Consider the following 25,468-nt stretch of genomic DNA (forward strand, 5'->3'; position numbering starts at 1 on the left):
ATCCGGGAAGGTTCGCCTTCCCGGATCCTGCTTGCCCCGCACACCCGTGCGGCCGCTGCTCAATCCATCAACAAGCCTTGCCTGGCCTGATCGATCATCGCCTCGACCAGCGGGTTGTTGTGCCCGTCGTGCCAGGCCACGGCGGTGGTGACCACCTTCACTTCTGGCTGCAACGGCCGGACCAGTACGTTTTCAGGGGCCAGCTTGTCCATCGAGGCGGGCACCAATGCGATGCCCTGGCCGCAGCTGACGAACGCCACCTGGGAAGATACCGAGCGCACCTGGTGCACGATGCGTGGCGCGAAACCGCTGGCTTTGCATAACCCCACCAGGCAGTCGAAGTACACCGGGCTCACATCCCGTGAAGCCATCACCAGGGTTTCATCGGCAAGCGCCCCTAGGCTGATCGCCGCACACTTCGCCAGATGATGGTCGTTGGGTAGCGCCACCGCCAGACGATCCTCGGACAGCGGCATGGATTGCAGGTGGCGGCCCAGGTTCCCCTCCAGACGCGCAAAGGCAATGTCGATATCCCCAGCCTCCAGCGCAGGGATGGCTTCTGCACTGTCGATTTCCCGCACCGATACCGTAATCAGTGGGTGGTCCTGCTTGAACCGCTCGATCAATGGCGGCAGCACATCGATCATGGCCGAGGTGATCGCCCCGATCGTCAGCACGCCAGCATGACCGGCCACGGCTTCATGCACCGCCAGCTCGAGCCGCTCGAGCTGGTCGGCAAACTTGCGCACCGCCGGCAGAATCGCCGCCCCAACTGCGGTGAGCTGCGCGCCGCGGCGCGAGCGGGTGAACAGTTGCACGCGCAAGGACTGTTCAAGGGCCTGGATCTGTTCGGTCAACGGCGGCTGCGACATGCCCAGGCGCCTGGCGGCGCGGCTGAAGTTCTGGTCCTCGGCAACGGCCAGGAACAACCAGAGATGACGTATCAGGCGGAAATTGATCACAGTGTGCTTCCATATGTCAGGGCTATGACAAGCTTAGTTTCTTAGGAATATACGTATCAAAACACCTTGTCGATACTCAGGCCTCATCTCCCAAGAGGTCTGCAACCGATGAGCCTGAAAGCCACGCTTGAACGCCTGGCAGCGCTCGACACCAACACCGTGTCGGACGCGCTGGACTTCCTCGAACTTCCTGGCGCCACCAACGGGCTGATGCCGCTCTGGAACTGCCCGCAAATCGTCGGCCGTGCCAGCACCGTGCAGCTCGGCCCCAAGCAGGGAACGGCGCCAGACGTTCACCTGATTACACCGGTGGTGGAGCGAATCACCACCGATGATCGCGTTCTGGTCATTGCCGGTGGCCTCCACGGCGTTTCCAGCTGGGGCGACATCCTCGCCAATGCGGCGCGATGCAAGGGCATCCGTGGCACGGTCACCGATGGCTTCAGCCGCGATATCCGCGCCAATGCAGACATCGGCTACCCGGTGTTTGGCCGCGGCATAACCATGATCAGCGCACGCAATCGGCTCATTCAAGTCGACGCTGCGGTCAAGGTGCACATGGCCGGCGTGGCGGTCGAAGAAGATGACTACGTGATCGCCGACGAATGCGGCACCGTTTTCATTCAAGCCGCTGTCATTGAGCAGGTTCTGGCCCTGGCCGAGCGGATAGACCGGCGCCAGGCCGGCATGCTCGATGCCGTGCGGGCGGGCCGCTCGGTCGAACACGTGATGCATGACGCCCAATTCGAAGCCATCAAGGCGGAGCACTGAAATGAGCCTGTCCGATAAAGACCTCGTCGCGTTGTTCGATGGCCTGGATACCCCTGGCGTCTCCGATGCCCTGGACAGATTGGGCCTTGCTGGCCAGGCCTTCGGCATTGCGCCGCTGGCCAACTACGACCAGGTGCTGGTAGGTCCGGCCTTCACCGTGCAGTACGTCAGCGCAGGCACTCCGCCAGGCACGGTTGGCGACTTCATGGATGACGTGGCCCCGGGTGATGTCGTGGTGATCGCCAATAAGGGACGCACCGATTGCACGGTGTGGGGCGACATCATGACCCAGTACGCACTGGCCCGTGGTGTCGCCGCAACGGTCATCGACGGCGTTTGCCGTGATGTGAACAAGGCACTGGGTGACGGTTACCCGATGTTCAGCAAAGGCCGCTTCATGCGCACCGGCAAGGACCGCGTGGAAGTGGCTACCGTCAACCAGCCGGTGTCGGTTGGCACTGCCCGGGCCTGTGCCCGCGATATCGTCGTGGCCGACGCCAACGGTGTGGTCATCGTACCGCGCAGCCGCGCCCGGGAAGTCGCCGACACAGCACACCGTATCGAGCAGGTCGAGGCGCAGATTCGTCAGCAACTGGCCGGTGGCAAAGGCCTCAGGCAAGCCCGGGCCGCCCTCGGTTATCACACCCTGCAGAGCAAGCAGCCATGAGCCTTCCACACGATTATCAACCCATCGCCAAGGCCCTTGGCAGTTCCACCCTTTACGAGGCCTCGGGCCTGCCGTGCGCGGTTGACCGGCAGATCAGGGCCGTCTGGCCCGGTGCATTCATTGCCGCGCCGGCCTACCCGCTGCAGTGCGCGCCGGGGGACAACCTTGGCCTGCACCTGGCCGTGGCCAAGGCGCCACGCGGCAGCGTGCTGGTGTGTGATACCGCCGATTTCGTCGCCGGCTACTGGGGTGAGGTACTGACCGTGGCTGCAGAAACCGCCGGCATCGTCGGCCTGGTGATCAACGGCGGCGTGCGGGATGTTGCAGCGCTCCAGGCGCGAGGTTTCGCGGTGTTTGCGCGAGGTATCTCGGTCAAGGGGACGGTGAAGGCCACCGCGCCTTCGGTGGGCAAGCCGTTCGTCTTCAGCGGCACCCCGGTCTGCGCCGGCGACCTGGTGGTTGCCGACGAGGATGGCGTGATCATCATTCCGGTCGCCGCTGTGGAGCGCACCCTGCGCGAAGGCCGGCAACGTGCGGACAAGGAGGCGCTGTTGATGGCCAGGCTGCGCGAAGGTCACACCACGCTCGATCTGCTTGGGCTGACCCGCCCGCAGGAGCAGCCATGAGCCTTGAAGCCCTGAATCATCGCCTGGAGGCCGCCAGGCCTTCGGCGACTTACGCCATCATCGACCGTGTAGCCGTGCTGCGCGCCGAGGGGCGCAGCATCATCTCGCTGTGTGCCGGCGAACCTGATTTCGACACCCCGGAACATATCCGCGCCGCAGCCATACAGGCCATCAATAGTGGCCACACCCGCTACACCCAGGTGGCGGGCCTTCGCGCTCTGCGCGAAGCGATCGCGCGCAAGTTCCAGCGCGAAAATGGTCTGGATGTCGGTTGGCAGGACACCCTGGTAGGCAGTGGCGGCAAGCAGGTGATCTTCAATGCCCTGGCTGCGACGCTGAACGAGGGCGACGAGGTGGTGGTCCCCGCGCCGTACTGGGTGAGCTATCCCGAAATGGTTCAGCTGTGTGGTGGCGAGCCGCGCATTTTCGCTTGTGGTGCGGGGTCAGGCTTCAAGCTGACGCCGCAGGCATTGTCAGGTGCTATCGGCCCCAAGACCCGCTGGCTCATTCTCAACTCGCCCGCCAACCCGACCGGTGCGGTATACAGCCGTGCAGAGCTCGAAGCGCTGGCAAAGGTCCTGCTGGCCCACCCTCAGGTGTTGATCCTGGCGGACGATATCTATGAGCATCTGATCTTCGATGGCCGCGACTTTCTTACCCTGGCCCAGGTAGAACCGCAGCTGGCGCCGCGCACGCTGACCATGAACGGCGTATCCAAGGCCTACGCCATGACCGGCTGGCGCATCGGCTTCGCCACGGGGCCGCGCTGGTTGCTCGACGCGATGCAGAAGCTGCAAGGTCAGCAGACGTCGGGGGCATGTTCGATCTCCCAGCATGCGGCGATAGCCGCGCTGGACGGCCCCAGGGCATTCATCGCCCACAGCCGCGAAGTGTTCCAGCGTCGTCGTGATTTCATGGTAGCGCTGCTGAATCAGGCGCCAGGCATCCGTTGCGAACTTCCGGCGGGTGCGTTCTATGCCTTTGCCGACTGTACGGGGTTGATTGGCAAGTGCTCCCCGGGCGGGCGCACGCTGGTCGACGATGAGGCGGTAGCGCTGGCGCTGCTGGATGAGGCCGATGTTGCCGTCGTACAGGGCAGCGCATTTGGCCTGCCGGGCTATCTGCGCATTGCCTACGCGCTGGATGACCTGTCGCTGCGAGCGGCCTGCGAGGCCATCGGTCGTTTTTGCCACAGCGTACGTCAGCTCCCTTGAGGCGCGTGCCTCAAGCTATCACAGTGTCGACCAGCTCCAGCGCCACGCTTCCACCGGAAAAAGCGGGCAGCCGCTTCTGCTGGTTGAACAGCCGCGTTGTGCGCTGAGGGCCGGTGAACTGTCCACCGACAATCAGGGAATCAACTGGGTTTGCCGTTCAACCGCGCCAGCGTTTCATCCAGCTCATCAATCTGCCCCGGCGCTTCGGTCACCACACTGAAGTCGCTCACTTCGACCGCCCCCAACCCATGCCCCAGCAGGTGGAACGAGAACGCCTTGCGCGACTCGTTGTTGTCGAACGTGAACTCCATTTCCAGGGGCTGATCCGGCGTGACCAGCATCTCCTCGGTAGGTAGCCCCACCAGCACCTCCTGCTCGAACTCCTTGGTCTTGAGCACGATATAGGCGTTCTGCTGCGGGTCGGCCGAGCGTACCGTCAGGCGTACCCGGGTGTGCGAGCCCTTGGGCATCTCCAGGTACTGCGCGCCGATCAGGTTGTCGGCCCAGTCATCCTTGATCTGCGGCTGCAGCGGGATCACTGTCGCGCTGCCAAACTGGTAGTGCTGGTTCAGCGGTGAGCCCATCACTGATTGATCCAGTGCGCTGGCGCGCGCCTGCACCTGGCGTGCCCGCTGGCCACGGAAGCGATCTGTCAGGTTGGCGCGTTCGGCAATGAAGCCGGTACTGGCATACGACCGGCAGCGCTGCTGGAAATCGCATTCGGTGAAGGTGGCATTGCCATCGTGATAGCGCAGCTTGCCGTTGGTGAACGACATGATTTCACGCCCGTTGTCATAGTCGCGCAGCAGCGAACGCCCACTGAGGGCGTTGGGCACCGGGAAGCCGAAGTAGTCGAGCACCGATGCGGTCAGGTCGACGTGACCGTACACGCCGGATTTCACCTGTGGCAGTTGTGCCTGCTCGGGCGCCAGCATCAGGTTGAAGCCCCACGAAGACGCCAGGCGTACACCGTCGATGCCATGGGATTCGTCCGAGGTGATCACCACCAGGGTGTCCTTGAGTACCCCCTGACGTTCCAGCCCGGCAAGAAAGTTATCCACAGCGTCGTCGAGGTAGGCCACTGCCGCCTGCTTGGGCGTGGCGTAGCGTTCGAGGTACTCTGCCGGCGCGGAATAGGGCTGGTGGGTGCCCACGGTCAGCAGGGTGAGCATCCAGGGTTCAGGCTGCTTCTGCAGTTGGCCGACATAGTCCAGCGCGCCTTCGAAAAACGCCTTGTCGTCCTTGCCCCACGGGAAGTCCAGGTAGTTGGGGTTCTTGAACCAGTCCAGGCCCAGGGTGGTATCGAAGCCGATATGCGGCATGATCTTGTCCTTGGCCATGAAGCGCAGCCCGGCACCCTGCAGGTAGTGCGTGCTGAAGCCATGTTCGCGCAATTGCGCCGGCAGGCATTCCTGGTTGCGCTGGTTCTGCGTCAGCAACTCGACCCCCTTGGGGGTACCGTTGTCGAGCTTGTCGTAGTCGCCACACAGCATGGCGTAGAGGCCACGGATGGTCTGGTGGGTATGCAGCACGTAGTCGGGGGTGTTCATGCCGCGTTCGGCCCAGGCGCTCAGCTTGGGCATCAGGTGTTCCTGGTAGGCGGGGTTGAGGGTGCGTCGGTTGATGTCCAGGTAAGCCCCCGGGATGCCTTCCAGCGCGACCACCAGCACGTTGCGCGCGCTGCCGGGCGCGTCGAGCAGCGGCTTGCCGCTCAGGTCCAGGCGGGTCAGGCCGGCCATGGCCACGGGCGGGTCGACCACATCGGCCTCCAGCCAGTCTTCGATACGCGCCTGGCTTTCACCCACGCCTACCGCCAGCAATTGATGTGGCAGGTTGAACACCTGCCATTCGTCCGCTTCGGCAGGTTCCCAGGCCTGGGTACCGGCATGCACCAGCAGGCAGGTCACGGGCACCGCCCACAGGTGCCGCGGCAATGGCGCGACGGGTCTGGCCCGGGCCGCCCAGCGGGTCGCAAGCCACAACAGCAGGCCAAGCCCCAGGGCAATGGCGAAGCCAGGGTTGGCCAGGCTGCCACCGGCGGAGTTTTCCATGAACTGCACATCGGTGAGGTAGTGCAGGTCGGCCGGGGTCGGCAATCGGCCTACTGCGGCCACCAGCTCGGCACTGGCCAGGCTCAGCACTCCCCACGCCAGCACCACGGGCACTGCCAGCCATACCGGACGACGGTACAGCAGAACGACCAGTGCTCCACCGAGGCCCACGTCGGACAGGTACCCCAGCGGATCGGCCCAGCCGTTCGCCACGCGCAGGCATACAGGAACCACCACCAGCAGCCCGAACAGTGCGGCGAGCGAAGCGCGAGGGTGCTGCAACCAGCGATAGATACGTTTCACGGGGGCGTTCGTCATCATGTCGTCATGTAAATGTGGTGATGGTACCAAGTGCAGTACATCTCCACAGCATTCCGGCAACAAGTCGAAACCCAGTTTTCTGGCCTGGATCAATGTCGAATGCGCCTTCATGGCTTACCGTGGTGGGTTCCTGCCACTCTTTTCAAGGATGAAACGCAATGCAGTCAATGGACCGCAATCATGATATTCAGCCCCTGTCGCGGGCAGACATGACCATCGAGCTCAACGGTCGGCCGGTACCGGCCGCGGCAGGCGAAAGCGTGCTCAACGTGCTGCACGCGGTGGGCCTGCGCCAGGTGGCGCGCAACGACCATGGCCAGGTCACGGGTGCCTTCTGCGGCATGGGCGTGTGCCACTGCTGCCTGGTGTCGATCAACGGTCGCCCCAAGCGCCGCGCCTGCCAGACCATCGTCAAGCCTGGCATGCAGGTCGAAACCGGGGTCAACCGCTTCGACGTGGAGGGTGTCGAATGAGCCTGCGTCCGGTAATAGTCGGCGGCGGTTCGGCAGGCATGGCGGCTGCCATCGAACTGGCCCGGCATGGCGTCTCCAGCGTGCTGTTCGACGAAGCTTCGCGTCTGGGCGGGGTGGTCTATCGCGGCCCTTTGCGCAGCGGCGTCGACCTGGGCTACCTGGGCAAGCGCTATGCCAGCGCGCTGAACACCCTGCACGAAGAGTTCGCCGATTGTGCCGAGCGCATCGACGTGCGCCTGGAAACCCGTGTGGTCGGGGGCGAAGGCGGCAACCGCCTGATGGTGCTGGACAGCGACGAGCAGTTGCACGAAGTGGAATACAGCCACCTGGTACTGTCCGCCGGCTGCCATGAGCGCAACGTGCCGTTCCCCGGCTGGACCCTGCCCGGCGTGATGCTGCTGGGCGGTCTGCAGTTGCAGATCAAGAGCGGCGTGGTCAAGCCGCTGGGCACCACCGTCATCGCCGGCACCGGCCCGCTGCTGCCCCTGGTGGCATGCCAACTGCACGCGGCCGGGGTCAAGGTAGAAGGGGTTTACGAGGCATGTGCCTTCGGCAAGATCGCCAAGGAAAGCCTGGCGCTGCTGAACAAGCCGCAGCTGTTTCTCGACGGCCTGAGCATGCTCGGTTATCTGAAGCTCAACGGTATCCCCATGAACTACGGCTGGGGCGTGGTAGGTGCCAACGGCGAGGGCGAACTCACCGAAGTGCGCCTGGCCCCCTATAGTGACAACTGGCAGCCGGACATCAGCCGTGTGCAGCGCGTTTCGGCGCAGACCCTGGCCGTGGGCTACGGCTTCATTCCGCGCACCCAGCTCAGCCAGCAGATGGGCCTGGCCCACGGCTTCAACGAAGACGGCTACCTGCGCGCCGAAAGCAACGTGTGGCAACAGAGCAGCGAGCCGCACATTCACCTGGCCGGTGACATGGGCGGGATTCGCGGTGGCGAAGCCGCGATGCTCACCGGGCGCATCGCCGCCGTGTCGATCCTGCACCAGGCTCAGGTCATCACCCCCGAACAGGCGCTGGACCTGCGCGAGCGCTACCTGGGCAAGCTGGCCGCGATCAAGCGCTTTCGTGCCGGGGTAGACCGCTACACACTGCGCGGCACTGAGCAGATCACGCTGCCCGCACCCGACACCGTCATCTGCCGCTGCGAGCACGTCACCCGCAGCGACATCGACCGCGCCCTGGAGCAGGGTGTACAGGACATGGCCGGGCTGAAGATGCGCACCCGCGTGAGCATGGGCGATTGCCAGGGCCGCATGTGCGTGGGCTACTGCAACGATCGCCTGCGCCAGGCCACCGGGCGTGCCGATGTGGGCTGGCTGCGCCCGCGGTTCCCCATCGACCCGATCCCTTTCTCCGCATTCAAGAACCTCGGCACGGAAGCTGAAGCATGAACAGAACCTATGATGTGGTCATCGCCGGCGGCGGTGTGATCGGCGCTTCCTGCGCCTACCAGTTGTCCAAGCGTGGCAACCTCAGGATCGCGCTGATCGACGCCAAGCGCCCCGGCAACGCTACCCGTGCCTCGGCGGGCGGGTTGTGGGCGATCGGCGAATCGGTCGGCCTGGGCTGCGGGGTGATCTTCTTTCGCATGATGTCGCAAAAGCACAAGCGCGAAGCCAACGGCGCCGCCGTGGCGGTCGATTCCAGCACCCCGCACATCCTGCCGCAGTCGTTCTTCGACTTCGCGCTGCAATCCAATGCCTTGTACCCCGGCCTGCACCAGGAGCTGATGGAGCGCCACGGCATGGACTTCAAGTTCGAGCGCACCGGCCTCAAGTACGTGATCTACGACGACGAGGACCGCCTGTACGCCGAGCATATCGTCGCGCAGATCCCGCACCTGGCCCACGAGGTTCGCTGGCTCGACCGCGATGCCCTGCGCAAGGCCGAGCCAGCCGTCAGCCACCATGCCCACGGCGCGCTGGAGTTCCTGTGCGATCACCAGGTCAGCCCGTTCCGTCTGGCCGATGCCTACACCGAAGGTGCGCGGCAGAACGGCGTCGACCTGTTCCTCAACACCAACGTCACCGGCGTGCTGCACCAAGGCGACCGGGTGGTGGGGGTCAAGACCGACGTGGAAGGCGAGTTTCACTGCCAGACCCTGATCAACGCCGGCGGCGCCTGGGCGGCAGAACTGAGCGAGATGGCCACCGGCCTGAGCATTCCGGTCAAGCCGGTCAAGGGCCAGATCCTGCTCACCGAGCGCATGCCCAAGCTGCTGCAGGGCTGCCTGACCACCGCCGATTGCTACATGGCGCAGAAGGACAACGGTGAGATCCTGATCGGCAGCACCACCGAAGACAAGGGCTTCGACGTCACCACCACCTATCCGGAAATCAACGGTCTGGTGCAGGGCGCGGTGCGCTGCATTCCGGAGCTGGCGCAGATCAACCTCAAGCGCAGCTGGGCAGGCCTGCGTCCCGGTTCGCCGGACGAGCTGCCGATTCTCGGCCCGGTGCAGAGCGTGAGTGGCTACCTCAATGCCTGTGGGCACTTTCGCACCGGCATCCTGACCTCGGCGATCACTGGCGTGCTGATCGACAAGGTCCTGCATGAGGAGGCACTGCCGCTGGACCTGACGCCGTTCCTCGCGGACCGCTTCGGTACTGAGCCCAAAGCCGCCCAGGCCTGACCCGGTGCGTGCCTGAACCTGCGGTGATGGTCGCCGTCGGTTCAGGCGCACGGATCAAGCGTGCAGGCTGACCGGGGTCAGATCTGCATGGCCATGCCTTCGACGTTCATCGCCGCCTGGCGCAAGGCCTCGGAGCGAGTCGGGTGCGGGTGGCAGGTGAGGGCGATGTCTTCGGCCGAGGCCGAGAACTCCATGGCCACGCAGTACTCACCGATCATCTCGCTGACGCACGGGCCAACCAGGTGCACGCCGAGTACCTCGTCGGTTTCGGCATCGGCCAGCACCTTGGCGAAGCCTTCGGTCTCGTGGTTGATCTTGGCCCGGCTGTTGGCCATGAACGGGAACTTGCCGACCTTGTAGGCGCGGCCTTCGGCCTTGAGCTGCTCTTCGGTCTTGCCCACGCTGGCCAGTTCGGGGCGGGTGTAGATCACCCCCGGGATCAGCCCGTAGTTCACTTCGTGGGCCTTGCCGTGGATGCGCTCGATGCAGGCGATGGCTTCGTCTTCTGCCTTGTGGGCGAGCATCGGGCCGCTGGTGACGTCGCCGATCACCCACACGCCCGGCACGCTGGTGCGATGGCCCTGGTTCTCGAGCATGCCGCGCTTGTCGGTCTGCAGGCCTACCGTTTCCAGGCCCAGGCCCTGGGTGTAGGGGCGACGGCCGATGGCGACCAGCACGTAGTCGGCCTGCAGGGTTTCGGCGGTGCCGCCGGCGGCCGGTTCGAGGGTCAGGCTGACACCGTCGGCCGACGGCGTGGCCTGGGTCACCTTGCTGCCCAGCTTGAAGCTCATACCTTGCTTGGCCAATGCGCGCTGCAGGGTCTTGGCGGTTTCTTCGTCGGTGCCGGGGCAGATACGGTCGAGGTATTCCACCACGGTGACCTGGCTACCGAGGCGGCGCCACACCGAGCCCAGCTCCAGCCCGATCACGCCCGCGCCGATCACCACCAGGTGTTTGGGCACCTGGGGCAGGGCGAGGGCGCCGGTGGAGTCGATGATGCGCTGGTTGTCGATGGTCACGCCGGGCAGCGGAGTCGGCTCGGACCCGGTGGCGATGACGATGTCCTTGGCCTGCAGTTCGGTCACGGCGCCTTGGTCATCGGTGACCTTGACCCTGCCCACGCCATCGAGCTGGCCCCAGCCCTTGATCCAGTCGACCTTGTTCTTGCGGAACAGGAACTCGATGCCCTTGGTCAGGCCCGCGACGCTCTCGTCCTTCTGTTTCATCATCTGCGCCAGGTTCAGGCTTGGCTTGACATCGATACCGAGGTTGGCGAACTCGCTGCCGGCAGCCGCTTCGTAGAGTTCGGAGGCATGCAGCAGGGCCTTGGACGGCATGCAGCCAACGTTCAGGCAGGTGCCACCGAGGGTCGGGCGACCTTCGACACAGGCCACGCTCAGGCCCAGCTGGCCTGCGCGAATGGCAGCGTTGTAGCCGCCAGGGCCGCCGCCGATGATCACGACATCATAGGTTTTCATTGTTGTACTCCCGGATGAAGAATCGACAATGCCGCCAAGGTTAGGGGCCGATCTGGAGGTTGTATACAATTTATGCCACTACCTTTTTGCATCGGCCGGTCTACGACGATAGTCCGGCATGCCTCCCTGTTCTTGAGGATGGGCTACCCTTTTGTGCAGACGTCCGAAGATTACGGGAGGCTCATTTCATGCTTGCGCAACTTCCACCTGTTCTGCAAAGCCTGCGGTTGCCCTTGCGACTCAAGCTTTGGGATGGTCACGAATTCGATCTCGGCCCCCAGCCGCAGGTCACCATCGTGGTCAAGGATCCCCAGCTGATCGGCCAGTTGACCCACCCCAGCCTGGATGAGCTGGGCGCGGCGTTCGTCGAGGGCAAGCTGGAACTGGAGGGCACCATCGGCGAAGTCATCCGCGTGTGCGACGAGCTCAGTCAGGCGTTGCTCACGGACGAGGAAGAAGACCAGCCGGTGCGCAGCGAGCATGACAAGGCCACCGACGCGGCGGCCATTTCCTACCACTACGACCTGTCCAACGATTTCTACCAGCTGTGGCTGGACCGCGACATGGCGTATTCCTGCGCCTACTTCAAGACCCCCGGCGACACCCTTGAGCAGGCCCAGCAGAACAAGTTCGAGCACCTGTGCCGCAAGCTGCGGCTCAAGCAGGGCGACTACCTGCTGGACGTGGGCTGTGGCTGGGGTGGGTTGTCACGTTATGCCGCACGTGAGTTCGGCGCCAAGGTGTTCGGCATCACCCTGAGCAAGGAGCAGCTCAAGTTGGGGCGTGAACGGGTCAAGGCAGAAGGGCTTGAAGATCAGGTGGAACTGCAGATTCTCGACTACCGCGACCTGCCCCAGGACGGTCGCTTCGACAAGGTGGTGAGTGTCGGCATGTTCGAACACGTGGGGCATGCCAACCTGGCGTTGTACTGCCAGCGCTTGTTCGGCGCGGTGCGCGAAGGCGGCCTGGTGATGAACCACGGCATCACCGCCAAGCATGTGGACGGGCGCCCGGTGGGGCGCGGCGCGGGCAATTTCATCGAGCGCTATGTGTTCCCCCATGGCGAGCTGCCGCACCTGTCGATGATCAGTGCGCGTATCAGCGAAGCGGGGCTGGAAGTGGTCGACGTCGAGAGCCTGCGCCTGCATTACGCACGGACGCTGGCGCAGTGGAGCGATCGCCTGGAAAGCCAGCTGGACAAGGCCGCGAGCCTGGTGCCGGAAAAGGCCCTGCGCATCTGGAGGCTGTACCTGGCCGGTTGCTCCTATGCCTTTGCCAAGGGCTGGATCAACCTGCACCAGATTCTGGCAGTCAAGCCGTTCGCCGATGGTGGCCACGACCTGCCGCTGACCCGCGAGGACCTGTACCGCTGACAGTCGCGCTCAGAGGATCGGCGAGATCAGTCGGGCGATGCGCATCCCCAGTTGTTGCAGGCGGCGCGTCTGCTGGCTGTCCTCGGGGGTGATTTCCCGCGCTTGGTCGAAGTCGTGCTGGAGCATGGCTTCGACCTGCGCCGCAAAGGCAAGGTCTACGGTCAGCAGCATGATTTCGAAGTTCAGGCGGAACGAGCGGTTGTCCAGGTTGGCACTGCCGATGGCGCTGACTTCGTTGTCGACCAGCACCACCTTCTGGTGCAGAAACCCCGGCCCGTAGCGGAACATGCGCACCCCGGCCTGCACCGCCTCGAAGGCGAACAGGCTGGAGGCGGCGTACACGATACGGTGGTCAGGGCGCGAGGGAATCAGGATACGCACGTCGACGCCCCGCAACACCGCCAGGCGCAGCGCGGCCGACACGGCCTCGTCGGGAATGAAGTACGGGCTGGTGATCCAGAGCCGCTCGCGCGCCGCGTGGATGGCGTCGACAAAAAACAGCGAACAGGTCTCCTGCGGATCGGCCGGCCCGCTGGCCAGTACCTGGCAAAGTACGCCGTTGTCGGGGTAGGTGTCGGGCAGGATCAGTGGCGGCAACTGGCGCGCCGCCCAGTACCAGTCTTCGGCAAAGGATTCCTGCAGGCAGGCCAGCACCGGGCCGCTGACCTGCACATGGGTGTCGCGCCAGGGCGATAGCCTGGGGTTGCCGCCCAGGTATTCGTCGCCCACGTTATGGCCCCCCATGAACCCCAGCATGCCGTCGACCACCACGATCTTGCGATGGTTGCGGAAGTTGACCTGGAAGCGGTTGAACCAACCGCGGCGGGTGGCGAAGGCGCGGATGTTCACGCCGCCTTCGCGCAAGCTCTGTATATAGGCGGAGGGCAGGGCGTGACTGCCAACGCTGTCGAACAGCACGTAGATCTTCACCCCTTCAGCGGCCTTTCTCAGCAGCAGCGCCTTGAGCTCACGGCCGATGCCGTCGTCGTGGATGATGAAGAACTGGATCAGTACCGTGTCGTGGGCCGCTTCTATCGCCTTGAAGATCGCGTCGAAGGTGGCCTGCCCGTCGATCAGCAGGCTGACCTGGTTGTTGGCCAGGCACGGCATGCGCCCAAGCTTGGGCATGGCCCGCAGCGCCGCATAGGATTCGGAGTTGCGCGCGGTCAGCGCCTCTTCCACCCAGGGGCGCCAGTTGAGGTCGGCCATGGCCACGTGCATTTCGCGGTTGGCCTGGCGGCGGGCCTGGATGTAGGCGTCGAAGGTGCGACTGCCGAACACCAGGTACGGAATCAGCGTGAAGTAGGGGATAAACAGCAGCGACATGGCCCAGGCAATTGCACCTTGGGCGGTGCGCACGGTGAACACGGCATGCAGGGCGGCAATCACGCCCAGCAGGTGAATCACACCGATGAGGTAACCGAAGAAGTAAGGGCTGTGGTAATCCATACACATTCTGCTATCCGAGGGCACTGCCCGCTAACAGAGCACGTTCGCGCCTGCACTTGCAACTGAAAGCACGAAAACGCGTCTAAGCTGTGTTCCGGCTTGGGGCCGGATTCTGAAGGAGTCACTACATGAAAAGTCGTCTGCCGATGCTGGCACTGGTACTGGGCCTGGCGAGCCCGTTGGTGCATGCGCAGATGTTGCAACCGGGCCTGTGGGAGTTGACCAGCAGCAACATGCAGGTCGATGGCAAGCCACTGCCCGACATGGAATTCATGCTCGGCCAGTTGAAGAACCTGCCGCCCGAGCAGCGCGCGATGATCGAGGGTGGCCTGGCCAAGCAAGGCATCAGCGTCGGGGGCAAAGGGGTGCGTTCGTGCCTGACCCAGGAGCAGGTTCAGACCAACGACATTCCGCTGCAAGACCCGCAGTCGGGGTGCACGCAGAAGATCACCGAGCGCAACGGCAATGTGTGGAAGTTCACCTTCAGTTGCCCCAAGGCTCAAGGCAACGGTGAAGCGCAGTTTCTCAGCGATCGGGAATTTCTGACCAAGGTCAGCGGCACGTTCAATGCGTCCGGTGTTGAGCAAAAGGGCAGCATGAACACCCGTGCGGTGTGGCTGGGCAACGATTGCGGCACGGTCAAGCCGCGCACCTGATCAGCGCGGGTGCCACTGCCATTGGCTTTGCGCGACAGCGTCGTGGGCATGCAGGCTTTCGGCATGTTCCACACGCAGCTTGAAGCCGTCGATCCACGGCAGCGGTTGCAGGGCCAGATGCAGGCGCCTCGCGGCGTCTTCGCAGAACATCAGGTTCTGCCCGTTGGCCAGCGCAAACGCCTGTTCGTCGGCTCGTTTCACGGCTGTCTGCACAGCAGTGCCGAGAGCTGCCTCGGCCAGGTCGATCAGCTGTCGAAAGGGCATTTGCTCCTCGCCTGGGGCTAGGCGCAGGTGCAGATGGGCCGTGCTGCGTTGGCTGTGTGGTGTTGCCACGATGCCTTGGGCAGTGCCGAGCCAATGCAGGATGGCAGCATGATCGAGGTTACTGCGGTTGGCGAAATCATCGACGAACTGCTGCTGAATCAATTGGCGGGCGAGCGCGGCGGAGCATGGGCAGGTCGAGGAATACTCGACTTGTGCGTTTAGTTCCACGTGGAACACTCCGTTTTCCAAACGCGCGTCCACACTCATCGGGTAAGCCTTCCAGCCTGCCAGCGGGCTGACCAGCGCAGGCCGCTTGAGCAACAATTCAAAGCCCAGACGCAGGTAAGCGGTGGTCGAGAGGCCCTGATGGCTGTCGATAAACCGTTCCAGGACCTGGCGCACCAACCCTACTGAAAACGCCGCGTGCTCGAATGCCTCCAACGCGAGGTACAGGCGCGACATGTGAATCCCCCGCGAGGCTCCATCATCCAGGCTGACGCCGGCATCGGCGCTGGCGCGTACCTGCACGCCGTCGAGTGTGATAGGCAGTGCGATGCCGCACATGCCAACCCATTCCAGAGGCATGGATTGCTGGCTGGCTTGAGCGGCGATATCGGGAAGGGTCAGGGCGTTCATGCTGAAACCATCGCTGAATTAAAAACCGATACGTTACATTATAACGATTCATTCATCATAGCTTTTTCCGAGTCCTCACTCGCAGCCCCCAAGGCGATTGCAACGCAGGCTGAAGCGTTGGCCGCTGGAGCTGGACACCCGGTTCTGCGTGGTCCAACCCACCCGGCGGCTATAGCCGACCCAAGCTTCGCCGTCGCTGGCCAGGCCCGTGTAGAAGGTCAGCGGCCCATAGAGGCTGTTGGTTTGTACCCAGCGCCGCTGCCCCAGCACCTCAAGGCCGCGCACGTACTGGGTGTTGCCTTGGCTGTGCACGCTGTACACATTGCCATCGCGATCTTGGCAGGCCAGCAGGTTGGCGCTGCGCGTGCATTGGGCAGGCTCACTGCGCGTCATCTCGGCGTGAACCGTCGCGACGGGGATCAGCAGGAGCGAAAGCAGTACGAAGGTTTTCATCCAATCTCCGATTGGCTAAATTGCATTGTTATAATATAACATTGAAAAAGGCATCCTTCGAATGCTCCGACGCCCTGATGAGGTATTTGCGCCATGACCGACCGTCTCCCCGTTACCGTGCTGTCCGGCTTTCTAGGTGCCGGCAAGAGCACCCTGCTCAACCATGTGCTGCGTAACCGCGACAACCTGCGGGTGGCGGTGATCGTCAACGACATGAGTGAAATCAATATCGACGCCAGCGAAGTGCAGCGCAACGTCAGCCTCAATCGTGCAGAAGAAAAACTGGTCGAGATGAGCAATGGCTGCATCTGCTGCACCCTGCGCGAAGATCTGCTCGAAGAGGTCGCGCGGCTTGCCCGCGAGGGGCGTTTCGATTACCTGTTGATCGAGTCCACCGGCATATCCGAGCCGCTACCGGTAGCCGAAACCTTTACCTTCCGTGATGAACAAGGCCGCAGCCTGGCCGACCAGGCGCGGCTGGACACCATGGTCACGGTGGTAGACGGGCTGAATTTCCTGGGTGACTACCAGGCCGCCGACAGCCTGGCTTCGCGCGGCGAGACCCTGGGCGAGGGCGATGAACGTTCCATCAGCGACCTGCTGATCGAGCAGGTCGAGTTCGCCGATGTGATCCTGTTGAGCAAGATCGACCTGATCGGCAGCGATGAGCGCGAAGAACTCTGCGCCATTCTGCGCTCGCTCAATGCCCACGCCCAGATCGTGCCGATGGTGATGGGGCAGGTGCCATTGGCGCAGATTCTCGATACCGGCCTGTTCGACTTCGAGCGTGCTGCCCAGGCGCCGGGCTGGCTGCAGGAACTGCGCGGTACGCATGTGCCGGAAACCCAGGAGTACGGCATTGCCGCCACCACCTGGCAGGCCCGCCGCCCCTTGCACCCACAGCGTTTTTTCGACTTTATCCACAGGCCCTGGAGCAACGGCCGCCTGTTGCGTTCCAAGGGCTTTTTCTGGCTGGCCAGCAAGCACCAGGAAGCCGGCAGCTGGTCCCAGGCCGGCGGCATGATGCGCCACGGCTTTGCCGGTCGCTGGTGGCGTTTCGTACCACGCGGGCAATGGCCCCAGGACCCGCAGGACGCGGCGGCGATCCTCAAGCACTGGACGGCCGAATGCGGCGATTGCCGACAGGAGCTGGTGTTCATCGGGCAGCACATCGACTTTGCGCAACTGGATGCCGAGCTGGGCGCCTGCCTGCTGAGCGATGAAGAAATGGCATTGGGCGCCGAGGGCTGGCAACGCCTGCCCGACCCGTTTGGCGACTGGCACGACGAAGAGGCGGCCTGATGCTGGCCCTGAAACGCCGTGGCAGCGCCCGGCAAACAGTCGGCGAATCGCCCCAGGTGCTGACCGAGGTGCTGCAGGATGGCGTCAATCTGGCCGTGTGGCAGCGCCAGTTGCCGGTGCATGTGGCCGATTTTGCCCAGGTGCTGTTGTCCCTTGGGCAGCCGCTGGCCGAGTCCCTGACCCTGGAGTTGCAGCCAGATGACGACGCACCCGCCCTGCGCGGGTTGGCGGCAGCGTATGCCGATCTGCAGGGGTATGAGGGGTTCATCTGCGATGTGCGCTGGCTGGTGGGCGCCTACGCCTGCTTGCTCGACGCGCGTCGGGTGGGCCTGCGCCTGCGCGCACTGGAGGGCGCAATGTGCCCGCGTTTTCACGTCGACCACGTGCCGGCGCGGCTGATCTGTACCTATGCGGGCCCCGGCAGTGAATGGCTGACGGCGCCCGATGCGGTGCAGGTGGAGCAGTTGTCGACCGGTGATGTGGCCGTGCTCAAGGGCGAGAGGTGGCTGGGCAATGAGGGGCAGGGGCTGGTGCACCGTTCGCCGGCGGTACCTGCGGGGCAGCGCCGCCTTATGCTGACGCTTGACTGGATGGCCTGAGCGCGCAGCATAGTGCGTATCCTTCCTGACGAATCGATGCGCATGCTGCAGAACATACCCACCCACCTGATCGGCGGCCCCCTGGGCGCCGGCAAGACCAGCCTGATTCGGCACCTGCTGGCCCAGCGCCCGGCCCACGAGCGGTGGGCGGTGCTGATCAACGAGTTCGGCCAGATCGGCCTGGATGCCGCCTTGCTCGCCACCGACGATGATGGCGTGGCGATGGGCGAAGTGGCGGGCGGATGCCTGTGCTGCGTGAATGGCGCACCGTTCCAGGTGGGCCTGGGGCGCTTGTTGCGCAAGGCGCGCCCTCATCGACTGTTCATCGAGCCTTCGGGGCTGGGTCATCCTGCCCAGTTGCTGGAACAGCTGGGCGAGGCTCCCTGGCAAGGCGTGCTGGCGGTTCAGCCGTCGGTGCTGGTACTGGACGCCCAGGCATTGGCGGCAGGCCAGGTATTACCCCAGCCGCAGGCGCAGGCACTGCACGGTGCGGGGCTGCTGGTGCTCAACAAATCTGAAGGCTTGGCGGCCGCCACGCGCCTGTGGATAAGCCAGGGCTTGCCTGATGTACCCCAGCTTTGGACGGACCATGGGCAGATTGCGCTGAACAGCCTGCCGGGCGTTGGTGTGCATCCGTTGCCGGTGGATAACTTCAAGTTGCCGGAGGCCAGGCCGTTGCCGGCGGCGCTGTGGATAAACCCGCTGACGCCGATCTGTCTTTATCAACAGCTGGAGCAGGGCTGGAGCATTGGCTGGCGCTGGCACCCGAGCCAGCAGTTGCACTCGCAGCGTTTGCAGCAATGGCTTGCAGGCCTTGGGTGGCGCAGGGCCAAACTGGTTATCCACAGCCCGGAGGGTTGGCAGTCGGCCAATGCGCTGGAGGGGCAGGCGCTGCACTGGCAGGCCAGCGAGTGGCGGCGCGACTCGCGTATCGAGCTGATTTTTGCACAGCCGCAGGCAGTGGCGGCCTTGGAGCAGGGGATGCAGGAATGCCGGATTCCCTGAAGACAGGGCCGGCCTTTTTGCAGGCAAGGCTGGCCCCGGTAGACGAAGGGAACGTCACTGGCGCCAGCGATTGTGCTCCTGGCGCCACTGGTTCATCTCGATCACGTTGCCGCCCTGCACCGGCGGCTTGATCTCGAACGGGTAGGGTGCCAGTTCGATCTGCATCGTATGCGCGCCAAACTGCGTCACCGTACCGGGGTGACGATGTTCGCCTGTCACTGTGAATTCGAAGTTGTACACACGGGCCAGGCGCTTGCGCCCGTTGGCATCGCGCACAAAACCGATGCGCTTGAGCGCCACGTTGCCATCCAGCAGTTCCAGGTCGAGCTTGGCGCAATGCTGCTTGACCCGTTCCAGTGCCTTTTCGCGCAGGCCGTGGTTATGCCACAGCCAGGCGCCTGCGGTGGCCAGCAGCATCAGCACCAGAAGGTTTTCGAGGGTTAACATCTACGTTCGCTCCAACCAGATAGGCTCAGCTTAACTGCCACCCCGGTCTGTCGTACAGGTGGCATTTGGCGCCATACTGCGCGCCTTGTTTTTCATTCGATCGTTTGGAAGCCCTGCATGAAACGTACACCGCATCTGCTCGCCATCCAGTCACACGTGGTATTCGGCCACGCCGGCAACAGCGCCGCGGTGTTTCCGATGCAACGGGTGGGGGTCAATGTCTGGCCGCTGAACACCGTTCAGTTCTCCAACCATACTCAGTATGGCCAGTGGACCGGCGAAGTGCTTGCGCCAGAGCAAATTCCGGCGCTGGTGGACGGGATTGCGACGATCGGCGAGCTGGGCAACTGTGATGCGGTGCTTTCCGGCTACCTCGGCAGCGCCGCCCAGGGCCGTGCGATTCTTACTGGGGTGGCGCGGATCAAGGCGGTCAACCCGAACGCCCTGTACCTGTGCGACCCCGTCATGGGGCATCCGGAAAAAGGCTGCATCGTACCCGCCGAGGTCAGTGACTTCCTGCTCGATGAAGCGGTGGCGGTGGCAGATGTGCTGTGCCCCAATCAGCTGGAGCTCGACAGCTTCTGCGGGCGTCGGGCCGAGTCGCTGGAGGACTGCGTGGCCATGGCGCGCAGCCTGCTCGCCCGCGGGCCCAAGGCTGTGCTGGTCAAGCACCTGGCATACCCGGGACGCAAGGCTGAAGACTTCGAGATGCTGCTGGTGACTGCCGAAGGCAGTTGGCACCTGCAGCGACCGCTGCTGGCGTTTGCGCGGCAGCCGGTGGGGGTCGGCGATCTGACCTCCGGCCTGTTCCTGGCGCGGGTGCTGCTGGGTGACAGCTGGGTGGCGGCTTTCGAATTCACTGCCGCGGCCGTGCACGAGGTGCTGCTGGAAACCCAGGCTTGCACCAGCTACGAGCTGGAGCTGGTGCGTGCCCAGGACCGCATCATGCACCCGCGGGTGCGCTTCGAGGCGCGGCGCCTGGCGCTCTAGAAGGCGTCGCCCTTGAGTTCCTGGTAGCGCTTTTCGAGTTCCTGGCGAATCAGGCGGCGCTGCTTGCCTTGCACGAAGCGGCGCTTTTCCTCGCTGGTCTCTGGCTGGCGTGGCGGCACGGCGACCGGCTTGCGATCGTCGTCCACCGCGACCATGGTGAAGAAGCAGCTGTTGCTGTGGCGCACCGAGCGCTCGCGGATATTTTCGGTGACGACCTTGATCCCGACCTCCATCGAGGTGTTGCCGGTGTAGTTCACCGACGCCAGGAAGGTCACCAGTTCGCCCACGTGTACCGGCTCGCGAAAGACCACCTGATCCACCGACAATGTCACCACATAACGGCCCGCGTAGCGGCTGGCGCAGGCATAGGCGACTTCATCGAGGTACTTGAGCAGGGTGCCGCCGTGTACGTTGCCAGAAAAGTTGGCCATGTCCGGGGTCATCAGGACGGTCATCGACAGCTGGGCGTTTCCAGGTTCCATAGTGTGCTCACGGTAAGGTTGCGCTGAGGCGGGGTGGCGAGTGGTCGTCACGCTTCTTTTCCCCAATTTCGAATCCCATGAAAACGGGACGCTGACAGCGCCGTTGCCGTCACGCCGTTCGTGCCATCTTTGGCGTGTTACCGGTCTATCTGTTTCTTGATATTACACCGCCTTTTCGTCGCAGGCGCCGGTGTTAACCTGACCAAGCCCATGCAATGTGGTGCCTGGCGTCATTTGACAGACTAATTCCCCCGCCGCTCCACGACAGGCATGTCATCGAGCGGCGGGCTTGTTCTTCGGTTCGAAGTAAGGAGCTCCACGCCGTGCATGCCATCAGCTTTATTCAGGATCTGGCGGTGATCATGCTGGTTGCCGGTGTGGTCACCATCCTGTTTCACCGTTTCAAGCAGCCGGTGGTACTCGGCTATATCGTCGCCGGCTTCATCATCGGCCCGCACACCCCGCCATTCGGCCTCATCCACGACGAAGACACGATCAAGACGCTGGCCGAACTCGGGGTGATCTTCCTGATGTTCTGCCTGGGGCTGGAGTTCAGCCTGCGCAAGCTGTTCAAGGTGGGGGCCACGGCGTTCATTGCGGCCTTCCTCGAAATCGTGCTGATGATCTGGATCGGCTTCGAGATCGGCCGCTGGTTCGGCTGGAATACCATGGACTCGCTGTTCCTGGGCGCAATCCTGGCAATTTCTTCCACCACCATCATCGTCAAGGCGCTCAACGACCTGAAGATGAAGAACGAGCGCTTCGCCCAGCTGATCTTTGGTGTGCTGATCGTCGAGGACATCCTCGGTATCGGCATCATTGCCCTGCTGTCGGGCATTGCGGTCAGCGGCGCGGTCAGTTCCGGCGAGGTGTTCTCCACCGTCGGCAAGCTCTCGCTGTTCATGATCGTGGCGCTGGTCATCGGCATACTGCTGGTACCGCGGGTACTGGCCTACGTGGCCAGGTTCGAAAGCAATGAGATGCTGCTGATTACCGTGCTGGGACTGTGCTTCGGCTTCTGCCTTCTGGTGGTCAAGCTCGAGTACAGCATGGTGCTGGGCGCGTTCCTGATCGGGGCGATCATGGCCGAATCGCGCCAGTTGCTGAAGATCGAGCAGTTGATCGAGCCGGTTCGCGACCTGTTCAGTGCCATCTTCTTCGTCGCCATCGGCCTGATGATCGACCTGAGCGTGCTCATCGAGTACATCTGGCCGATCGTGGTCATTACTGTAGCGGTGGTCCTGGGCAAGATGCTCTCGTGCGGCATGGGCGCCTTCATCGCTGGCAACGACGGTCGCACCTCGTTGCGGGTGGGCATGGGGCTTTCGCAGATCGGCGAATTCTCCTTCATCATCGCTGCGCTGGGCATGACCCTGCAGGTCACCAGCGACTTCCTTTACCCGGTGGCGGTGGCGGTGTCGGCCATTACCACCTTGCTCACGCCCTACCTGATTCGCGCCGCCGACCCGCTGTCGCTCAAGCTTGCCAGTGTGGTGCCTAAGCGCCTGTCGCGGGTGCTGTCGCTGTACGGCGAATGGCTGCGCAGCATCCAGCCGCAAGGCGAGGGCGCGATGGTGGCGGCGATGATCCGGCGCATCCTGCTGCAGGTGGGGGTCAACCTGGCGCTGGTGGTGGCGATCTTCTTCAGTGGAGGTTACTTCGCGGCACGCATCGGCGAGTACCTGAGCGAATGGTTGCCCGACCTGGCCCAGCAGAAAGCGCTGATCTGGGGCGCGGCGTTGCTGCTGTCATTGCCGTTCCTGATTGCCGCGTATCGCAAGCTCAAGGCGCTGTCGATGCTGCTGGCCGAAATGGGGGTCAAGCCGGAAATGGCCGGGCGCCATACCCAGCGCGTGCGCCGGGTGATCGCCGAGGTGATCCCGCTGCTGTCGCTGCTGGTGATCTTCCTGCTGCTGTCGGCGCTGTCGGCGAGCATCCTGCCCACCAGCGAGCTGCTGTTGCTGATCGCGGTGGTGGCGGCCGGTGTGGTGGCGTTGCTGTGGCGCTGGTTCATCCGGGTGCACACGCGCATGCAGATCGCACTGCTCGAAACCCTCGACAATCAGAAGGAACATCACCCCTAGGGTTTGCAGCGCAGCGGCTGGTCCCGCCATTGGGCCCAGGCCTGTGTCCAACCTTCGGCGTGGCTCACACCGGGCAACGCAACCTGCTGCATGCAGCGGGCACTGCCTAGTTCCACGCGGTAGTGCTCGAACAGCGAGGCCGGCACGCTGCGGTCCTGCAGGCCGAGAAGGTGGCGCTGCGGCAGGTCGCGCAGGCGCTGGCGATAGTCCAGCGGCTCCAGTGAGCCCGCCAGCGGCGTCAGTTGCAGGGTCTGTGCCCAGTACCGCGGGCTGAGGTTGCCGGCCAGGGTCTGTACCTGGGTAACGTCGCTTCGCCGGGCGGCCAGCAGCAAGGCCAGCGCACCCCCGCCGGAATAGCCGATCAGCTCGAACTCCTGGTTGCCATAGCGTTGCTTGATGCCGCTCAGGGCTTGGTCCAGGCTATCGAGCACTGCCTTGCCAAAGCGCTGGTCGGTCCACATCGCTGCGCGGCAGCCAGGCGCACTGACGAACTGGCAAGGGCGCGCCAGGTACAGGCTGGGCTGTGGGTCTTCAAGGGCCAGTCGCGCCAGCAACAGGTTGCGCGGGCTGGGGTCCAGGCTGGGTTGGCTGGCGGTGGCCCAGGCGCGTCCGTCACCTTCCAGATAGACACGCAGGCGCAGGGCGCCTGGCGCCTTGAGCGGAACGCTCAGCGCCAGCGGGAAGGGCTGGGTAGGCTGGATCTCGACACGATGGCCATGGGTCTGGCTGAGGGTCTGCAACTGTGTCAGCGGCGCCTGGCAGCCGCTCGCCAGCAGCAGGGCGAGCAGTGTGAACAGTCTGGAGTACATCGACAGGGCCCCGGCATGTGAAGGTGCATTCCTGTGCGCGCGGGTCGTATGTCCGAGGGGATGGAGCGGTAGCAACACCGCCGCGCACAGGAAGGCGCGGCGATTCTACGAAGATTGATAGCTCAGAGCCATCATTTTTGTCCGACAAACTGACGGATCAGCTTTCCAGCCACACGTCGCGCGCCCAGTGCCATACCGATTCCCAGGTTTCTTCGGTCACCAGCTCTTCTTCGGCCGACCACAGCACCACGGTGCCGTCTTCCTCGACGCAGTAGTAATCGTCACCATCCTGGCAGATCGGAATCAGCGAACGGTCCACGCCGGCATCCCAGGCATTGGCCGCCACGTCAGGCAGGTAGGTATGCGATTGCGGGTCGGTAACGGTCACCGGCTCCAGGCTGCCGTACACCACATCGCTGACGGTCAGCAGGAACTCCCTGAAGACGAACGGGATATCGATGAACAGCTGTTCTTCAATCTCGACCAGCAGGTCTTCGTCGGGCAACTCAAGCGGTACGGGTACCGGTTCGTTGGCTTCACGCAGTTGCTCGATGATTTCTTCCACGGGTTCAATCCTCTTACCTTGACGACACGCTGCGCGTTATACCCTAGTAGGACGCTACGCTAAAAGCAAAACCCCGGGCAAGCCCGGGGTTTTTTGTGCAATGCCTCAAGATCAGCCGTTCTGGCGGATCCCTGCGACCAGCCAAGGCTGGTTTTCGCCCTGGGCACGTTCCATGTTCCAGCTTTCGCTGAACACTTCGCCCTGGTCGAAACGCGAGGTTTTCGACACACCGCTGAAGGTCAGGGTGGCGATGGTGCGGTCGGCACGGTCATCCACGCCTTCCAGCTGCACGTTCAGGTCGTCGATGTAGGTGGACTGGAAGCCTTCACCCAGCTCGGCACGTTCCTTTTTCAGGAACTGCAGCATCTGCGGGGTAACGAACTCGGCGATCTTGTCGATCTCGTTGGCGTCCCAGTGCTGCTGCAGGGTCTGGAAGTGGTTGCGTGCAGCGGCCAGGAAGCTCTCTTCATTGAACCAGGCTGGTGCGTTGATTACCGGGCGGGCCGCGGCAGGTGCAGCGGAACCACCGAAGATCGACGGCTGAGCCGGTTGCTCGTGAACTTCACGCTGGAACGGCGCGTGACCGGCAGCGGCCATCTGCGGCTGTTGCTTGCGGCGACGGGCGGCAATGAAACGGAAGATCAGGAAAGCGATGACCGCCATGATCAGGATGTCGAAGATCTGCATGCCCTGGAAGCCGTCGCCCATGAACATGGAGGCCAGCAGGCCCCCGGCGGCGAGGCCGGCCAGAGGGCCGAGCCAGCGCGAAGCACCGCTGGCGGCTGCCGGTGGACGGCCTGCCGCATTTGGCGTGGCGGCCGGCGTGGCCGGAGCGGCCTGGCGCGTCTGGTGGGTCGGCGCGGCGCCCGAGCTCTTGCCGCCGCCGAAGCGCTTGGCGTTGGCGTCGAGGCTCAGCGTAAGGCCGATGCACAGCGCCAAGGCGATGCTAAGAAAACGTTGCATAGAAGGGTATTCCCGTTTTGTGGAGTGCACGCGCGCCATGGTGCACAGGTTGTAGGACACATGACTAGCGTCATAATGTTTCTATCTTTTGCTTGGCGCTGTGGGATGTTTATCAAGTGCGTGTAGGAATTGGCCGACACCTCCGCCGGCAAGGCCGGCTCCCACAGGGGACGGCCTTGCCGGCGGA

Annotated in this window: 25 protein-coding genes; 14 read left to right on the plus strand and 11 right to left on the minus strand. The window is 63.7% G+C overall.

The window, feature by feature from the left end; all coding sequences use genetic code 11:
- Positions 1–59: 59 nt before the first annotated feature.
- Positions 60–962: a LysR substrate-binding domain-containing protein gene (locus tag JZZ72_RS03050; protein WP_058541968.1), complete on the minus strand. Its 903-nt coding sequence runs from the start codon at positions 960–962 to the stop codon at positions 60–62.
- 108 nt (positions 963–1,070) lie between these two features.
- On the opposite strand from JZZ72_RS03050, the gene JZZ72_RS03055 reads away from it, so the two are divergent.
- From JZZ72_RS03055 to JZZ72_RS03070, 4 genes are read left to right on the plus strand one after another with little or no spacing between them, the layout of a single operon-like run.
- Entirely contained in the window at positions 1,071–1,733 is a 663-nt protein-coding gene (locus tag JZZ72_RS03055; RefSeq protein WP_058541967.1) for an RraA family protein, read from the plus strand.
- Between the two features lies 1 nt (position 1,734).
- A complete protein-coding gene (locus tag JZZ72_RS03060; protein WP_058541966.1) occupies positions 1,735–2,400 on the plus strand; it encodes an RraA family protein in 666 nt (221 codons plus the stop codon).
- Positions 2,397–3,026, plus strand: a complete 630-nt coding sequence (locus JZZ72_RS03065) for an RraA family protein (RefSeq protein WP_058541965.1) — start codon at positions 2,397–2,399, stop codon at positions 3,024–3,026. The genes JZZ72_RS03060 and JZZ72_RS03065 overlap by 4 nt, the downstream gene beginning before the upstream one ends.
- A complete protein-coding gene (locus JZZ72_RS03070) occupies positions 3,023–4,240 on the plus strand; it encodes a pyridoxal phosphate-dependent aminotransferase (RefSeq protein ID WP_058541964.1) in 1,218 nt (405 codons plus the stop codon). The genes JZZ72_RS03065 and JZZ72_RS03070 overlap by 4 nt, the downstream gene beginning before the upstream one ends.
- Positions 4,241–4,380: 140 nt before the next feature.
- On the opposite strand, the gene JZZ72_RS03075 is transcribed toward JZZ72_RS03070, so the two are convergent.
- On the minus strand, positions 4,381–6,594 hold the full coding sequence (locus tag JZZ72_RS03075; protein WP_235593731.1) for an LTA synthase family protein: 2,214 nt from the start codon (positions 6,592–6,594) through the stop codon (positions 4,381–4,383).
- A 176-nt stretch (positions 6,595–6,770) separates the two neighbouring features.
- Between JZZ72_RS03075 and hcnA the strand changes: the two genes are divergently transcribed.
- Genes hcnA through hcnC form a run of 3 tightly spaced genes read left to right on the plus strand, consistent with a single transcriptional unit; the run spans position 6,771 to position 9,726 of the window.
- Positions 6,771–7,085, plus strand: a complete 315-nt coding sequence (gene hcnA, locus JZZ72_RS03080) for a cyanide-forming glycine dehydrogenase subunit HcnA (protein WP_043861504.1) — start codon at positions 6,771–6,773, stop codon at positions 7,083–7,085.
- Positions 7,082–8,485: a cyanide-forming glycine dehydrogenase subunit HcnB gene (hcnB, locus tag JZZ72_RS03085; RefSeq protein ID WP_043861505.1), complete on the plus strand. Its 1,404-nt coding sequence runs from the start codon at positions 7,082–7,084 to the stop codon at positions 8,483–8,485. The genes hcnA and hcnB overlap by 4 nt, the downstream gene beginning before the upstream one ends.
- Positions 8,482–9,726: a cyanide-forming glycine dehydrogenase subunit HcnC gene (gene hcnC / locus JZZ72_RS03090; protein ID WP_058541963.1), complete on the plus strand. Its 1,245-nt coding sequence runs from the start codon at positions 8,482–8,484 to the stop codon at positions 9,724–9,726. Before hcnB ends, hcnC begins: the two co-directional genes overlap by 4 nt.
- Before the next feature lie 77 nt (positions 9,727–9,803).
- On the opposite strand, the gene lpdA is transcribed toward hcnC, so the two are convergent.
- The gene (gene lpdA, locus JZZ72_RS03095; RefSeq protein ID WP_058541962.1) at positions 9,804–11,204 is read right to left on the minus strand and encodes a dihydrolipoyl dehydrogenase; all 1,401 of its coding nucleotides are present in this window, start codon (positions 11,202–11,204) and stop codon (positions 9,804–9,806) included.
- 188 nt (positions 11,205–11,392) lie between these two features.
- Between lpdA and cfaB the strand changes: the two genes are divergently transcribed.
- Entirely contained in the window at positions 11,393–12,577 is a 1,185-nt protein-coding gene (gene cfaB / locus JZZ72_RS03100; protein WP_054916443.1) for a C17 cyclopropane fatty acid synthase CfaB, read from the plus strand.
- Between the two features lie 9 nt (positions 12,578–12,586).
- On the opposite strand, the gene cls is transcribed toward cfaB, so the two are convergent.
- Positions 12,587–14,026: a cardiolipin synthase gene (cls, locus tag JZZ72_RS03105; RefSeq protein WP_043861509.1), complete on the minus strand. Its 1,440-nt coding sequence runs from the start codon at positions 14,024–14,026 to the stop codon at positions 12,587–12,589.
- 128 nt (positions 14,027–14,154) lie between these two features.
- On the opposite strand from cls, the gene JZZ72_RS03110 reads away from it, so the two are divergent.
- Positions 14,155–14,682 (plus strand): DUF3617 domain-containing protein, encoded by a 528-nt coding sequence (locus JZZ72_RS03110; RefSeq protein ID WP_043861510.1) that lies wholly within the window; start codon positions 14,155–14,157, stop codon positions 14,680–14,682.
- Here the strand turns inward: JZZ72_RS03110 and folE2 are convergent, their stop codons facing one another.
- Positions 14,683–15,582, minus strand: a complete 900-nt coding sequence (gene folE2, locus JZZ72_RS03115) for a GTP cyclohydrolase FolE2 (protein WP_210014029.1) — start codon at positions 15,580–15,582, stop codon at positions 14,683–14,685.
- A 75-nt stretch (positions 15,583–15,657) separates the two neighbouring features.
- A complete protein-coding gene (locus JZZ72_RS03120) occupies positions 15,658–16,035 on the minus strand; it encodes a glutamine synthetase (RefSeq protein WP_123753557.1) in 378 nt (125 codons plus the stop codon).
- A gap of 93 nt (positions 16,036–16,128) precedes the next feature.
- Here JZZ72_RS03120 and zigA point away from each other — a divergent pair, with 93 nt between their 5' ends.
- From zigA to JZZ72_RS03135, 3 genes are read left to right on the plus strand one after another with little or no spacing between them, the layout of a single operon-like run.
- Positions 16,129–17,337 (plus strand): zinc metallochaperone GTPase ZigA, encoded by a 1,209-nt coding sequence (gene zigA / locus JZZ72_RS03125; protein WP_088513960.1) that lies wholly within the window; start codon positions 16,129–16,131, stop codon positions 17,335–17,337.
- A complete protein-coding gene (locus JZZ72_RS03130) occupies positions 17,337–17,936 on the plus strand; it encodes a DUF1826 domain-containing protein (RefSeq protein WP_043861514.1) in 600 nt (199 codons plus the stop codon). The genes zigA and JZZ72_RS03130 overlap by 1 nt, the downstream gene beginning before the upstream one ends.
- Positions 17,937–17,978: 42 nt before the next feature.
- Positions 17,979–18,941, plus strand: coding sequence for a CobW family GTP-binding protein (locus JZZ72_RS03135; protein ID WP_210014043.1), 963 nt, complete (start codon positions 17,979–17,981; stop codon positions 18,939–18,941).
- 54 nt (positions 18,942–18,995) lie between these two features.
- On the opposite strand, the gene JZZ72_RS03140 is transcribed toward JZZ72_RS03135, so the two are convergent.
- On the minus strand, positions 18,996–19,388 hold the full coding sequence (locus JZZ72_RS03140; RefSeq protein WP_043861515.1) for a DUF3301 domain-containing protein: 393 nt from the start codon (positions 19,386–19,388) through the stop codon (positions 18,996–18,998).
- Positions 19,389–19,505: 117 nt separating this feature from the next.
- Between JZZ72_RS03140 and pdxY the strand changes: the two genes are divergently transcribed.
- Positions 19,506–20,378 carry a pyridoxal kinase PdxY gene (gene pdxY / locus JZZ72_RS03145; protein ID WP_043861516.1) on the plus strand — a complete coding sequence of 291 codons (873 nt, stop codon included), beginning with the start codon at positions 19,506–19,508 and terminating at the stop codon, positions 20,376–20,378.
- On the opposite strand, the gene JZZ72_RS03150 is transcribed toward pdxY, so the two are convergent.
- Entirely contained in the window at positions 20,375–20,860 is a 486-nt protein-coding gene (locus JZZ72_RS03150) for an acyl-CoA thioesterase (RefSeq protein ID WP_043861517.1), read from the minus strand. The genes pdxY and JZZ72_RS03150 overlap by 4 nt on opposite strands.
- A gap of 323 nt (positions 20,861–21,183) precedes the next feature.
- On the opposite strand from JZZ72_RS03150, the gene JZZ72_RS03155 reads away from it, so the two are divergent.
- Positions 21,184–22,944 (plus strand): cation:proton antiporter, encoded by a 1,761-nt coding sequence (locus JZZ72_RS03155; protein ID WP_054916449.1) that lies wholly within the window; start codon positions 21,184–21,186, stop codon positions 22,942–22,944.
- Here the strand turns inward: JZZ72_RS03155 and JZZ72_RS03160 are convergent.
- The 3 genes from JZZ72_RS03160 to JZZ72_RS03170 all read right to left on the minus strand — a co-directional run bounded on the left by JZZ72_RS03160 (position 22,941) and on the right by JZZ72_RS03170 (position 25,281).
- Positions 22,941–23,753: an alpha/beta hydrolase gene (locus JZZ72_RS03160; RefSeq protein ID WP_210014030.1), complete on the minus strand. Its 813-nt coding sequence runs from the start codon at positions 23,751–23,753 to the stop codon at positions 22,941–22,943. The two genes, JZZ72_RS03155 and JZZ72_RS03160, sit on opposite strands and share 4 nt — an antisense overlap.
- 157 nt (positions 23,754–23,910) lie before the next feature.
- Positions 23,911–24,318: an SMI1/KNR4 family protein gene (locus JZZ72_RS03165; RefSeq protein ID WP_014720555.1), complete on the minus strand. Its 408-nt coding sequence runs from the start codon at positions 24,316–24,318 to the stop codon at positions 23,911–23,913.
- Between the two features lie 111 nt (positions 24,319–24,429).
- Positions 24,430–25,281 carry a Tim44 domain-containing protein gene (locus JZZ72_RS03170; protein ID WP_043861520.1) on the minus strand — a complete coding sequence of 284 codons (852 nt, stop codon included), beginning with the start codon at positions 25,279–25,281 and terminating at the stop codon, positions 24,430–24,432.
- Positions 25,282–25,468 lie beyond the last annotated feature (187 nt).

Source organism: Pseudomonas palmensis (assembly GCF_017848315.1).
Lineage (GTDB): Bacteria > Pseudomonadota > Gammaproteobacteria > Pseudomonadales > Pseudomonadaceae > Aquipseudomonas > Aquipseudomonas palmensis.

What these genes read in the sequence shown, in the direction of transcription:
- JZZ72_RS03130 (WP_043861514.1), top strand. Translation starts at nt 17,337, where the DNA reads ATGCTGGCCCTGAAACGCCGTGGCAGCGCCCGGCAAACAGTCGGCGAA.
- hcnA (WP_043861504.1), top strand. Translation starts at nt 6,771, where the DNA reads ATGCAGTCAATGGACCGCAATCATGATATTCAGCCCCTGTCGCGGGCA.
- JZZ72_RS03140 (WP_043861515.1), bottom strand. Translation starts at nt 19,388, where the DNA reads ATGTTAACCCTCGAAAACCTTCTGGTGCTGATGCTGCTGGCCACCGCA.
- JZZ72_RS03055 (WP_058541967.1), top strand. Translation starts at nt 1,071, where the DNA reads ATGAGCCTGAAAGCCACGCTTGAACGCCTGGCAGCGCTCGACACCAAC.
- cls (WP_043861509.1), bottom strand. Translation starts at nt 14,026, where the DNA reads ATGGATTACCACAGCCCTTACTTCTTCGGTTACCTCATCGGTGTGATT.
- hcnB (WP_043861505.1), top strand. Translation starts at nt 7,082, where the DNA reads ATGAGCCTGCGTCCGGTAATAGTCGGCGGCGGTTCGGCAGGCATGGCG.
- zigA (WP_088513960.1), top strand. Translation starts at nt 16,129, where the DNA reads ATGACCGACCGTCTCCCCGTTACCGTGCTGTCCGGCTTTCTAGGTGCC.
- JZZ72_RS03110 (WP_043861510.1), top strand. Translation starts at nt 14,155, where the DNA reads ATGAAAAGTCGTCTGCCGATGCTGGCACTGGTACTGGGCCTGGCGAGC.
- lpdA (WP_058541962.1), bottom strand. Translation starts at nt 11,204, where the DNA reads ATGAAAACCTATGATGTCGTGATCATCGGCGGCGGCCCTGGCGGCTAC.
- JZZ72_RS03160 (WP_210014030.1), bottom strand. Translation starts at nt 23,753, where the DNA reads ATGTACTCCAGACTGTTCACACTGCTCGCCCTGCTGCTGGCGAGCGGC.
- JZZ72_RS03060 (WP_058541966.1), top strand. Translation starts at nt 1,735, where the DNA reads ATGAGCCTGTCCGATAAAGACCTCGTCGCGTTGTTCGATGGCCTGGAT.
- hcnC (WP_058541963.1), top strand. Translation starts at nt 8,482, where the DNA reads ATGAACAGAACCTATGATGTGGTCATCGCCGGCGGCGGTGTGATCGGC.
- JZZ72_RS03135 (WP_210014043.1), top strand. Translation starts at nt 17,979, where the DNA reads ATGCTGCAGAACATACCCACCCACCTGATCGGCGGCCCCCTGGGCGCC.
- JZZ72_RS03070 (WP_058541964.1), top strand. Translation starts at nt 3,023, where the DNA reads ATGAGCCTTGAAGCCCTGAATCATCGCCTGGAGGCCGCCAGGCCTTCG.
- cfaB (WP_054916443.1), top strand. Translation starts at nt 11,393, where the DNA reads ATGCTTGCGCAACTTCCACCTGTTCTGCAAAGCCTGCGGTTGCCCTTG.
- JZZ72_RS03150 (WP_043861517.1), bottom strand. Translation starts at nt 20,860, where the DNA reads ATGGAACCTGGAAACGCCCAGCTGTCGATGACCGTCCTGATGACCCCG.
- JZZ72_RS03065 (WP_058541965.1), top strand. Translation starts at nt 2,397, where the DNA reads ATGAGCCTTCCACACGATTATCAACCCATCGCCAAGGCCCTTGGCAGT.
- folE2 (WP_210014029.1), bottom strand. Translation starts at nt 15,582, where the DNA reads ATGAACGCCCTGACCCTTCCCGATATCGCCGCTCAAGCCAGCCAGCAA.
- pdxY (WP_043861516.1), top strand. Translation starts at nt 19,506, where the DNA reads ATGAAACGTACACCGCATCTGCTCGCCATCCAGTCACACGTGGTATTC.
- JZZ72_RS03170 (WP_043861520.1), bottom strand. Translation starts at nt 25,281, where the DNA reads ATGCAACGTTTTCTTAGCATCGCCTTGGCGCTGTGCATCGGCCTTACG.
- JZZ72_RS03120 (WP_123753557.1), bottom strand. Translation starts at nt 16,035, where the DNA reads ATGAAAACCTTCGTACTGCTTTCGCTCCTGCTGATCCCCGTCGCGACG.